Raw genomic sequence first — 11,421 nt, 5'->3', positions numbered from 1 at the left:
AACGGGCCTCCCGAAATCTAGGGACGCCCGGTGAACGGCCGCCCCTCCGGACGGTGAACGGACGGTGTCGTCAGACGCCGGAGTACGCGACGATCCCGCGCCGCACGGCGTCGAGCGCGCGGCGCGCCGTGCGGGCGAGGTCGCCCGACGCGACGAGCGAGATCTGGTCGAGCAGGTCGATCGTCTGCTTCGCCCAGCGCACGAAGTCGCCCGCCGCCATGTCGGCGGATCCGAGGACCCGATCGAGCAGCTGGCCGCGCGCCCACATGTGCATCGCGGCAGAGAGGCCGGGCGCGAGCGGCGCCGTCCCGGGCAGGCGGTGATCCTGCTCGAGGTCGTCGAGCTCGGCCCACAACCGCTCCGTCTGGTCGAGCGCCTCGCGGAACGCGCCCCGCGGCAGCGCGTAGTCGCCGCCCTGGTCGGCCCCGCGGCGCGGCTCGTACACGAGCGAGCAGGCGAGCGCCGCGAGCGACGGCGCATCGAGCTTCTGCCACAGGCCGAGCCGCAGCGCCTCGGCGACGAGCAGATCGCGCTCGCCGTAGATCCGCTTCATCGTGCGGCCCTCGTCGGTGAGCTCCGCGGCGTCGCCGTCGGTGCGGACGTAGTCAAGGGTCTCGAGCACCTCGACGATCCGGTCGAACTGGCGCGCGACGGTTCCCGTGCGGCCCTCGATCTGGCGGCGCAGCTTATCGGTCTGCCGCTTGAGCTTGTAGTAGCGCTCGCCCCAGCGCGCGTGCTGCTCGCGGTCGTTGCACTGGTGGCAGGGGTGGCGCTGCATGCGCTTGCGCAGCTGGGCCATCTGCTGCCGGCGCTGCTCCTGCCGCGCCTTCGACGCCGTGACGTCCTTGCGGCTCTTCTTCTCGAGATCGTTGAGCTCGCGCCGGAGGGCGGCGTACTCCGAGAAGTCGCCCTTGTCGCACGTCATCGCCTCGAGGTAGCCGCCGAGCGACTCCTCGGCGGCGCGCACCTCGCGGGCGAGGCCCACGACGGCGCGGTCGGCCTGGAACTGCGCGAACGATGACTCGAGGATCTCGCGCGCCTCGGCGCGGCCGAACTGGTCGATGAGGTTCACGGCCATGTTGTAGGTCGGCCGGAACGACGAGTTGAGCGGGTACGTGCGGCGCGACGCGAGCGACGCGACGGCATGCGGGTCGAGCCCGTCGGTCCAGTGCACGACCGAGTGCCCCTCGACGTCGATCCCCCGGCGGCCCGCGCGCCCCGTCAGCTGCGTGTACTCCCCCGACGTGATGGGAACCCGCGCCTCGCCGTTGAACTTCTCGAGCTTCTCGAGCACGACGGTGCGGGCGGGCATGTTGATCCCGAGCGCGAGGGTCTCGGTCGCGAAGACGACCTTCACGAGCTTGCGCTGGAAGAGCTCCTCGACGACCTCCTTGAACGCGGGCAGGAGCCCCGCGTGGTGCGACGCGATCCCGCGCTCGAGATCCTCGGCCCACTCGTAGTAGCCGAGCACGCCGAGGTCCTCATCCTGCAGCGAGGTTGTGCGCTGGCGCACGATCTCGCGGATCTCCAGGCGCTCGTCGCGGTCGGTGAGGCGGGTCCCCGCCCGCCGCACCTGCTGGACGGCCTGGTCGCAGCCGACGCGGCTGAAGATGAAGAAGATCGCCGGCAGAAGATTCTGCCCCTCGAGCAGCTCGATCGCCTGGCCCCGGTCGAGGCGGGCCCCCGCGCGCGGCGGGCGCCCCTGCGCGTGCGGGCTGCGGCGCCCGCGGTGGGGCCGGTTCGACGATGGAAGCGCGCGCCCGATCCGCAGCAGGTCGCGGTTCACCTCGGATCCCGTGCCGCCCGTCTCGTCGAAAAGGGGAAGGAGGTCGCCGCGCGCCAGGACGTGCTGCTCGAGCGGGACGGGCCGCGTCTCGGAGACGATGACCTCGGTGTCGCCCCGGACGGTGCCCAGCCAGTCGCCGAACTCCTCGGCGTTCGACACCGTCGCCGAGAGCGACACGAGGCGCACGCTCTGCGGCAGGTGGATGATGACCTCCTCCCACACCGCCCCGCGGAAGCGGTCGGCGAGGTAATGCACCTCGTCCATCACGACGTAGCGCAGGCCGTCGAGCGCGCTCGACCCCGCGTAGATCATGTTGCGCAGGACCTCGGTCGTCATCACGACGACGCGGGCGTGGGCGTTGACGTTGGTGTCGCCCGTCAGGAGGCCCACCTCGTCGGCGCCGTACACCTCCTGCAGCTCGCGGAACTTCTGGTTCGAGAGCGCCTTCATGGGCGTCGTGTAGAACGCCTTCTCGCCCGGGGTGCGCATCGCGAGGTGGATCGCGAACTCGCCGACGATCGTCTTTCCCGCGCCCGTCGGCGCGGCGACGAGGACCGAGGATCCCCCCTCGAGCGCCCGGCACCCGGCGATCTGGAACGGGTCGAGGTCGAAGCGCTGGGCCCCCGCGAACTCCTCCGTCACGGGGTGGGTGCGTCGCTCGCGATCTTCCGCGTAGCTTTCGGCGGGCGTCACGGAGGTCATGCTCCCATCCCACCACTCCCCGGACGGTTCAGGCGTATTCGATGAAGAGGTCGGGGTTGCGCTTCTTCTTGCGCCAGTCGAAGAACAGCGCCACGCCCGTCGCGAGGAAGTAGAGCACGTACATGATGCCGGCGACGACGAACATCGTCACCATGTCGGCGGGCGGCGACGCGAGCATGCCGAAGACGAGGCACACGACGAGCACCCAGCGCCACGCCTTGAGGATCGCCTTGGCCCGCACGATGTCGGCGAGGTTCAGCGCGACGAGGAAGACGGGCGAGACGAAGCCGACGCCGATGAGCGTCAGGACGCGGAAGACGAAGTTGTAGTACTCGGGCGCCGTGAACATCTGCGCGACGCCGTCGATGTCGTCGGGGACGAACGACGTCATGAGGACGATCATGTTCGGCAGCAGGAAGATCGCGAGCACGACGCCGCCGAGGAACAGCGGGATCGCGGCCGCCATGAACCCGAAGGCGTACCAGAACTCCTTGCGGGTGAGGCCCGGCGTCACGAAGCGCCAGATCTGCCACAGCCACACGGGGGATGAGATCACGAGGCCCGCGACGAACGAGATCCGCAGGCGCATGTCGAACGCGCCCGTCACGGTCGTGTAGGTGAGCCGCGTGAAGTTCTCGTCGCCGAGGCGATCGGCCACCTCATCGATGGGGTACGTGAGCCACGTGATGATCCCCTCGGTGAGGAACCACGAGATGACCATGCCGACCACGAGCCCGATGGCCGCGATCGTGAGCCGCTTGCGCAGCTCCCTGAGGTGCTGCGACAGCGTCATGCGCCGATCGTTCGGCGGCTGGGCCGGTGCGGCAGGCCCCTCGCTCGGGAGGGTGCCGGACACGGTCGCTTACTTCGTGGTGTCGGGAGACGCGGAGGCGTCGTCGCCCGGCTTCTCCTGGTCGACGGCCTCGGAGGTCGCGGTTCCGGCGGAGGCGGCGTCCTCCTCCTTCATCTGCTTCATCTCGCCCTTGAAGGCGCGGGCCGACTGGCCCATGCTCTTCGCGAGAGCGGGGAGGCGCGAGGCGCCGAAGATCAGCAGGACGATGACGAGGATCAGCAGGATCTGCCAGATACCCATATTGGCGAACATGACGACTCCGTCGTTGAGGGGAAGGTCCGGCTCAGTCTAACCCTGGGGATACAGATCGCGACCGGCACGCGCCCACGCCCGCGCCGCGTCTCGCGCCGCGGGAGGGCCGAGCACCTCGACGCGGCCGCCGCCGCGAGCGGCGAGCGACTTGACGACGCCGACGTCTCCTACCGCGATCCGCGCGAGCACGAAGCCCGGGATCTCGCGGATCTCGGCGTGTTCGAGGTACCCGGCGATGACGGGGAGCATGACGGCGGGGAACCGCAGCTCGACCGTCACGTCGCCCGTTCCCGTCGCGAAGAGGCCCGCGGCCGCGCGTCCGGAATGCTGGACGACCTCATCGGTGACGGATAGGGCGCTCATACGCTCGATGAGGAACGTGCGGGGTGCGCGGCGCAGGTGGCACCACCCCTGGAGGTACCACTCGCCTCCCGCGAACAGCAGGCCCCACGGATCCACGGTGCGCGCCGTCGCCTCGCCGCCGGGGCGCGTGTACGAGAAGCGCACCGCGCGGCCGTCGCGGACCGCCCGCGCGAGGGCGGAGCGCGTCGGGTCGGCGGGACCGTCGGCGACGACGACCTCCGCGGGCTCGGATCCGCTCCCGCGGGCGAGCTTGTCGCGCAGGCCGCGGACGAGCGAGTCGTCGGCGACGCCCGGAGCGGCGGCGATGAGCTGGAGACCCGCCGCGAGGGCCGCGGCCTCCCGCGACGTGAAGCGCTGCACGCGCTCGATCCCCACCGAGCGCGTGAGCCGGATCACGCCGTCGGCGTCGAGCGCGTCCCAGTCGATGTCGAACATGTCGCCCGTGTAGGCGTCGAGGTCGGGCGCGCCCACGAGCGTGAGCGTCTCGACCATGCGGCGCATGTCGGACGGCGCGACCTCGAACTCGGCCGCGGCCTCCGCGACGGTCGCCTCGCCGCGTTCGAGGAGCCACGGCACGAGCGTCAGATAGGTTCGCACGCGCTCGGCCGCCGCGACGGGCGATCGCCGGCGACGGCGCGGCTCGGGCGCGTCGGCCGGCGCCGGGTCGGGAGCCCCCGTGTGCACGCGCTCCGCCTCGGCGAGGCGCAGGACGACGAGCTCGCGCAGGCTCTCGGGCTCCACGACGCGCGCGTCGGGGCCGTACGACGCGATCTCGTCGGCGAGGACGTGCTGGTCGATATACGCGACAGCCGTGCCGCGGCCCTCGGCCCCCGGCACGGCCCGTCGCGCGAGCCGCAGGGCGGCCTCGGATCCCGGCGTCGCCTCGATGAGCGCGCGGTTCCGGGACGCGACGTCGCGGAGCCCCGCGATCGCGCGCTCGCCGGCGCCCACGCGCAGAGCCGGGTCGAAGCGCTCCCCCGTCTCGACGACGGGCGAGACGATGCGGACGAGGAGGAAGGTGCGCGCCTCGTCGAAGTGCGTGTCGTGTGCGTGCAGGTGCCAGCGCCCCTCGAACTGCACGAGGGCGAGGGGGCGCACGGTGCGGGCCCGGACGTTCGCCGATCCGGGCCGCAGGTAGTCGAAGCGCACGACGGCGGCGCGGTCGATCGCGGCCTCGAGGGGCGCGAACGCCGGCTCGCGGGCCGTGAGCCGCGGCGTGAACCCGAGGACGGGCTCGTCGACGTCGAGGCCGAGGGCGCGGATCTTGCGCACCCCCGCGCGCGCCTCGCGCGACATCGTCGCCTCGCCCCAGGCGTCGGCCGCGAGGCTCAGGAGCGCGAGCTCGGCTGGTGTGAACTCGAGGTCGACGGGCAGGGCGTTGTCGTCGCGCGGGATCCGGTACCGCGCGTCGCGCTGGTTCTGCGGATTCTCGGGATCGCCGATCACCTCGATCCGCGTGCCGAGGCCGACGAGGGTCTCCTTGTCGCGCTCGAACATGCGCTCGCGCGCCTCGGTCCCCGCGTGCTCGGCGTAGCCCGAGACGCTCTGGAAGATCTGCGCGCGGCTCAGCCCCACGTCGGTGCCCAGAAGGGCGACCGTCAGATTGAGAAGCCGCTCTTCGGCCGGGATCCGCGCCACCCGCCGATCCTATCGGCGGGAGGGCGGGTCAGGACGCAGCGACGGAGCCGAGGACGTCGATCACCGAGACGGTCGCGTTGCCGTCGTCGCCGGGGACGACCGTGAGGATCTGCGATCCGACCGTCGCGCCCGTGATCGCGTCGGCGAATCCCGCCGGCAGCTGGTCGAGCGTCGTGGTCGCGGGCGATCCGCTCTCCCACGTCGAGGTGGTCTGCGCCTTCGTGTTCCAGTTGACCGAGAGGTACTGGATCGTCACGACGTCGCGGTCGGCGACCTCCGCACCGTCGCCCGCGAGGAGCGTCTGCGTCTTCTGCTCGGTCGGGGCGTCGCCGTCGGGCACGATGACGCCGGGCACGCCCTCGGGCGTGCGGACGACGCTCGGCATGCCGTGGCCCGAGTTGTAGACGGGCGAGCCGTCGGCCGAGGCGGGCAGGACGCGCTCGATGTCGACGACGACGAGGGTGCGCGAACCGTCGACCGTGTCGAAGCCGCCGGGCCACGTGTCGGTGCCCTGCACCTGGTCGATCATCGCGTTCTGCTGCGACGCCGAGGTCAGCTGCTGGCCGTACGAATCCTCGATGCCGCCGGCGCCGAGCGCCGCGACGACGCGCGATCCCTCCGACGCGCACATGAGCGCGTCCTCGAGGCCGGGCATCGCGGTGAGGAAGGTCTGGATCGGCAGCACCTGCGTGAGGTCGCCGGCCGGAGCCGCCGCCGTGAGCTGCGCGCCCGTCTCGCCGTCGACGAGCGTGACGTCTGCGACGATCGCCTGCGACGTCGAGGTGATCACGGGGCCGTCACCCGTCGTGAGGTCGAGGTGCTCCGCCGACTTCGAGACGAAGGGCTCGGGGGCGTCGACCGTCAGGGTCGAGCCCGCGTCGCCGTCGACGGCGATGTCGCCCATGAGGCTCGCGTCGGTGTCGGCGACGCGGCCGCAGGCCTCCGGGGTCTCCGGCTGCGACGAGCAGCCGACGAGGGCGATGGCCGCGAGGCCGAGGATCGAAGCAGCAGCGAGGGTCTTGCGCACCCCCGCAGTCTAATCAGGCTTCTTCAGTGGATCCGTTCACGGCCCGGCGCACGCCCTCCGCCGCCTTCTCGGCGTCGCGGATCCGCTTGCGCAGGTTCTTGTCGGTGATCTCCCGATCCCCGACGGCCCCCGGCGTCCAGACCTCCTGGTCCTCATCGGTGTAGCTGCGCTTCGAGGCGCGGCGCTTGACCTCCGGCGGGACCGATCCGTCGGCGAGGCGGCGCGCCGTGATGAGGAACCCCGTGTGGCCGACCATGCGGTGGTCGGGGCGCACCGAGAGGCCGTCGACGTTCCAGCCGCGCACCATCGTCTCGCTCGCCTCCGGCTCCGTGAAGCTGCCGTAGTCGCGGAGGAACTCGGCGACGCGGCTCAGCTGGGTCGCGGTCGCGACATAGCAGAGCACGACGCCGCCGGGCGTGAGCGCGTCGGAGACGGCGGGGAGCACCTCCCACGGCGCGAGCATGTCGAGCACGACCCGGTCGACCGTGCCGTTCTCGACGTCGCGAGGCAGCGCCTCGGCGAGATCTCCCTCGTGGATCTCCCACCACGCGGGCTCCTCGCCGAAGAACGTCTCGACGTTCGCGCGGGCGACCTCGGCGAACTCCATGCGGCGCTCGAACGAGAGGAGCCGCCCCGTCTCGCCCACGGCGCGGAGGAGCGAGAGCGAGAGCGCCCCGGACCCGACGCCCGCCTCGACGACGACCGCGCCGGGGAACACGTCGGCCTGGACGACGATCTGGCCCGCGTCCTTGGGGTAGACGATCGCCGCGCCGCGCGGCATCGACATGACGAAGTCCCGCAGAAGAGGGCGCAGCGCGAGGTACTCGTGACCCATGTCGTTCTGCACGACGGATCCGTCGGGCCGGCCGACTAGCACCTCGTGGCGCAGGACGCCCTGGTGCGTGTGCCACTCCCCGCCCTCGCGGATCGTCATCGTGTGGAGCTTGCCCTTGGGACCCGTCAGCTGCACGCGGTCGCCGTAGCGGAACGGCCCGCGGGGCGCGCCGGTCACGCGCGGCCCTCCGCCGCGCTCGCGCGCCACACGCCCGCGACGTCGGCGGCGGTGCGGCCCTCGAGCGTGTCCCAGATCGCGGCGGCGCCCGGCACCTCGAGCGGCACGAAGTGCGGCACGCCGATCGCCGCGGCGCCCGAGGCGACCGCCGAGGTCAGGCCCGTCGGGGAGTCCTCGATCGCGACGCAGTCGCGGATGTCGACGCCGAGCGCCTCGGCGCCCGCGAGGTACGGATCCGGGAACGGCTTGGGGCGCGCGACGTCGTCGCCGCCGAGGACCGCGTCGAACGCGTCGAAGCCGAACAGGTCGGCGATCCGGCGCGCCATGCGGCGGCGCGACATCGTCACGATCGCCGTCCGGACGCCGGCGGCGCGCAGGTCGCGCAGCAGCTGCTCGGCGCCGGGGCGGAAGGGAACGCCCTTCTCGGCCATCTGGCGCAGCACGCCGTCGGTGAGGTGCTCGACGATCTCGTTCGCGCCCATCCGGACGCCCGCGCGCTGGAGGATCTCGGCGGAGCCCTCGAGCGAGCTGCCGACGAGCTGCAGCGCGTCCTCGTGGGTCCAGGAGCCGCCGAAGCTCTCCACGAGCGGGGTCTCGGCCGCCATCCAATAGGGCTCGGAGTCGACGAGGGTGCCGTCCATATCCCAGAGCACGGCCTTCGGATACGCGAGGTCGGTCGAAGCAGTCACCGGACAAGCCTAGGGGCCCGGAAGCGGGTCTACCCTGGGGGAACGCGAGAGCAGGAGGGAGCCCGGTGAGCTCACGCACGCAGCAGGCACTCGGACCGAGGATCGCCGTCGCCGCATTCGACGGCTGGAACGACGCAGGAGAGGCCGCCTCGCAGGCGGTGCAGGCCCTGCGCGACGAGTACCCCTCGGTCGAGATCGCGTCCGTCGATCCCGAGGCCTATTTCGACTACCAGTACACGCGCCCGTTCGTCCGGACGGCCGCGGACGGCAGCCGCGTCATCGACTGGCCCGAGGCGGCGCTGCACCGCCCGATCGGGCCCGACGGCTTCTGGACGCTGCGCGGCGCCGAGCCGGCCCGCGCGTGGAAGGGCTTCACGGGTGAGATCATCGACGCGATGCTCGCCGAGGACGTCACGGGGTTCGTGACGATCGGCGCGATGATGAGCGACGTCCCGCACACCCGCCCCATCTCGGTGCACGCGTCGAGCGACAACGAGCTGCTGCGCAACCAGCTCGAGATCGACCGCTCGCGCTACGACGGCCCGACGGGGATCCTCGGTGTCCTCACCGACGCCGCCGAGAGCGCCGGGATCCCGACGCTCTCGCTGTGGGCGAGCGTTCCGCACTACGTCGCGGGGGCGACGCCCTCCCCCAAGGCGACGCTCGCGCTCCTCGAGAAGCTCGGCGAGGTCTCGGGGCGGGAGATCTCGATGGGGTCGCTCCCGACCGAGGCCGCCACGTGGGAGGCGACGGTCGACGCGGCCGCCGCCGACGACGAGGAGATGACGGAGTACATCCACCAGCTCGAGGAGACCCGCGACGCGTGGGACTCGCCCGAGGCCTCGGGCGACGCCATCGCGCAGGCGTTCGAGCGCTACCTGCGCGGCGACGGCAACGGCAAGGGGCCGCGCCGCTAGATCACGCCCCGCCGTAGGGCGTGAGGACGCCCGCTGCGAGCAGGATCATGACGGCGACTCCGAGCACGATGCGGTAGACGACGAACGGCAGGAAGCTGCCCGTCTTGAGATACCGCATCAGGTAGGCGATGACGAGCCAGCCCACGACGCCCGCGATGATCGTCGCGACGATGACGCCCGCCCACCCGTAGGGGCCGGGATCGCCCGTCTGCAGGCCGTCGCGCAGCTCAAACAGGCCCGATCCGAAGACAGCGGGGACCGCGAGCAGGAACGCGAACTCGGACGCGGCCGTGCGGCTGAAGCCGAGCCAGCGCGCGGCCGTCGTCGTGGCGCCCGAGCGCGAGACGCCCGGGATGAGGGCGAGCGCCTGGGCGATGCCGATCGTGAGGCCCTGGGGGTAGCTGACCTCGTCCATCTCCTTGCGGCGCGACGCGACGCGGTCGACGACGCCGAGCAGGATGCCGAAGACGATGAGCACGACGGCGACGAGCCACAGGTTGCGGAAGGTGTTGCGGATGACGTCCTGGAGCACGAAGCCGAGCACGCCGATGGGGATCGATCCGAGGATCACGATCCAGCCCATGCGCGCGTCGGGGTCGTTTCGCGGCACGCGCCCGGCGAGCGACTGCGCCCACCGCGAGATGATGCGCCCGATCTTCGGCAGGAAGTAGACGACGACCGCGAGCTCGGTGCCGATCTGCGTGATCGCGGTGAACGTCGCGCCCGGGTCGGCCTGCGAGGGCAGGAACTCGCCGACGATGCGGATGTGCGCGCTCGACGAGACCGGGAGGAACTCGGTGAGGCCCTGGACAAGGCCGAGGATGATCGCCTCGATGATGTGCATGCGTGCCCTCTGGCGTCAGTAGGAGCGGATGAGGTCTGTCAGGACGTTCTGTCCGAACACCAGAGCATCCATCGGAACGCGCTCGTCCACGCCATGGAACATGCCGGTGAAATCGAGTTCACGGGGGAGCTTCAGCGGAGCGAATCCGAATCCGCGGATCCCGAGCTCGGCGAGCGCCTTGTTGTCGGTCCCCGCACCGAGGAGGTACGGCAGGACCGGGACGCCGGGATCGTGCGCGCCGAGCGCGGCGATCATCGCCTCGACGAGCTCGCCGTCGAACGTCGTCTCGAGGCCGATGTCGCGGTGGAACATGCCGATCTCGATGTCGGGTCCGACGAGCTCCTGCAGCTCGGCGAGGACGCGGTCCTCCTGACCCGGCAGGACGCGCACGTCGACCGTGGCGGTCGCCGCGTCGGGGATGACGTTGTGCTTGTAGCCGGCCGTGAGCCCGGTGGGGTTCGCGGTCGTGCGCCAGGTCGAGGCGAGGAAGGCCTCGGCGGGGCCCGCCTGCCGCGCGACGGCGTCGGGGTCGGCCGGGTCGACGCCGCAGATCTCGCTCATGCCCGCGATCAGCTGTCGCGTCGTGTCGGTGAGCTCGACGGGCCAGCTCTTCGTCCCGATCGCCTCGATCGCGCGGGCGAGGGTCGTGATCGCGTTGTCGGGGTGCACGCGCGACCCGTGCCCCGCGCGGCCGCGGGCCGTGAGAGTGATCCACAGGAGGGCCTTCTCGCCGACCTGCAGGAGGTAGGCCGAGTCGTCGCCGACGGGGATCGAGTACCCGCCGACCTCGCTGATCGCCTCGGTCGCCCCCGCGAACCACTCGGGGCGGTCCTCGACGACGCGCATCGACCCCTCGATCCCGCCGTTCTCCTCGTCGGAGAAGAACACGAGCACGAGGTCGCGCGCGGGCTTCTCCCCCGCGCGCAGCAGGTCGGCGACGGCCGTGAGGATCATGGCGTCCATGTTCTTCATGTCGACGGCGCCGCGACCCCAGAGCATGCCGTCGCGGATCTCGCCCGCGAACGGGTCGACCGACCAGTCGGCGGCGACGGCCGGCACGACGTCGAGGTGGCCGTGCAGCACGAGGGCCGGCTTGTCGCGGTCGCGGCCCGCCACGCGCGCCATGACGCTCGTGCGGCGGTCGACCGGTTCGTAGTACTCGGGCTCGAGCCCGAGCGACTCGAGGAACGCGCCGACGTACTGTGCGGCCTCGCGCTCGCCCTTCGCGTCGCCCCCGCCGTAGTTCGAGGTGTCGAAGCGGATCAGATCGCGCGCGATCCGCACGACCTCGGGCAGCTGGGCGTCAGGCATGCGCTCCACGCTACCCGGGCGCGATCG

General features: G+C 71.8%; 10 protein-coding genes. 1 reads left to right on the top strand and 9 read right to left on the bottom strand.

The features are described 5' to 3' along the window. Positions 1 to 70 precede the first annotated feature (70 nt). The 7 genes from H576_RS0103045 to H576_RS0103010 form a co-directional block, all read right to left on the bottom strand. A complete protein-coding gene (locus H576_RS0103045) occupies positions 71 to 2,488 on the bottom strand; it encodes a DEAD/DEAH box helicase (protein WP_029149705.1) in 2,418 nt (805 codons plus the stop codon). A gap of 28 nt (positions 2,489 to 2,516) precedes the next feature. Then, on the bottom strand, positions 2,517 to 3,281 hold the full coding sequence (tatC, locus tag H576_RS0103040; protein ID WP_036319067.1) for a twin-arginine translocase subunit TatC: 765 nt from the start codon (positions 3,279 to 3,281) through the stop codon (positions 2,517 to 2,519). Positions 3,282 to 3,350: 69 nt separating this feature from the next. After that, the gene (tatA, locus tag H576_RS0103035) at positions 3,351 to 3,581 is read right to left on the bottom strand and encodes a twin-arginine translocase TatA/TatE family subunit (protein WP_051172092.1); all 231 of its coding nucleotides are present in this window, start codon (positions 3,579 to 3,581) and stop codon (positions 3,351 to 3,353) included. Between the two features lie 48 nt (positions 3,582 to 3,629). Next, positions 3,630 to 5,594 carry a helix-turn-helix transcriptional regulator gene (locus tag H576_RS16260; RefSeq protein WP_084502402.1) on the bottom strand — a complete coding sequence of 655 codons (1,965 nt, stop codon included), beginning with the start codon at positions 5,592 to 5,594 and terminating at the stop codon, positions 3,630 to 3,632. A gap of 28 nt (positions 5,595 to 5,622) precedes the next feature. After that, complete coding sequence (locus H576_RS0103020) at positions 5,623 to 6,621, bottom strand: FKBP-type peptidyl-prolyl cis-trans isomerase (RefSeq protein WP_029149702.1); 999 nt, start codon at positions 6,619 to 6,621, stop codon at positions 5,623 to 5,625. A 13-nt stretch (positions 6,622 to 6,634) separates the two neighbouring features. Further along, positions 6,635 to 7,633: a tRNA (adenine-N1)-methyltransferase gene (locus tag H576_RS0103015; RefSeq protein ID WP_029149701.1), complete on the bottom strand. Its 999-nt coding sequence runs from the start codon at positions 7,631 to 7,633 to the stop codon at positions 6,635 to 6,637. Further along, positions 7,630 to 8,322: an HAD family hydrolase gene (locus H576_RS0103010; RefSeq protein WP_084502400.1), complete on the bottom strand. Its 693-nt coding sequence runs from the start codon at positions 8,320 to 8,322 to the stop codon at positions 7,630 to 7,632. Before H576_RS0103010 ends, H576_RS0103015 begins: the two co-directional genes overlap by 4 nt. Before the next feature lie 65 nt (positions 8,323 to 8,387). Between H576_RS0103010 and H576_RS0103005 the strand changes: the two genes are divergently transcribed. Further along, a complete protein-coding gene (locus H576_RS0103005; protein ID WP_036319055.1) occupies positions 8,388 to 9,239 on the top strand; it encodes a PAC2 family protein in 852 nt (283 codons plus the stop codon). A gap of 1 nt (position 9,240) precedes the next feature. Here H576_RS0103005 and H576_RS0103000 read toward each other — a convergent pair whose 3' ends face one another. Together H576_RS0103000 and H576_RS0102995 are read right to left on the bottom strand one after the other, a co-directional pair. Continuing rightward, the gene (locus tag H576_RS0103000) at positions 9,241 to 10,083 is read right to left on the bottom strand and encodes an undecaprenyl-diphosphate phosphatase (RefSeq protein WP_029149698.1); all 843 of its coding nucleotides are present in this window, start codon (positions 10,081 to 10,083) and stop codon (positions 9,241 to 9,243) included. A 15-nt stretch (positions 10,084 to 10,098) separates the two neighbouring features. Beyond that, positions 10,099 to 11,394 carry a M20/M25/M40 family metallo-hydrolase gene (locus H576_RS0102995; RefSeq protein ID WP_029149697.1) on the bottom strand — a complete coding sequence of 432 codons (1,296 nt, stop codon included), beginning with the start codon at positions 11,392 to 11,394 and terminating at the stop codon, positions 10,099 to 10,101. Between the last annotated feature and the right edge of the window lie 27 nt (positions 11,395 to 11,421).

The sequence above is a fragment of the Microbacterium indicum DSM 19969 genome, from assembly GCF_000422385.1.
Lineage (GTDB): Bacteria > Actinomycetota > Actinomycetes > Actinomycetales > Microbacteriaceae > Microbacterium > Microbacterium indicum.
This window is presented reverse-complemented; position numbering and strand designations above follow the sequence as displayed.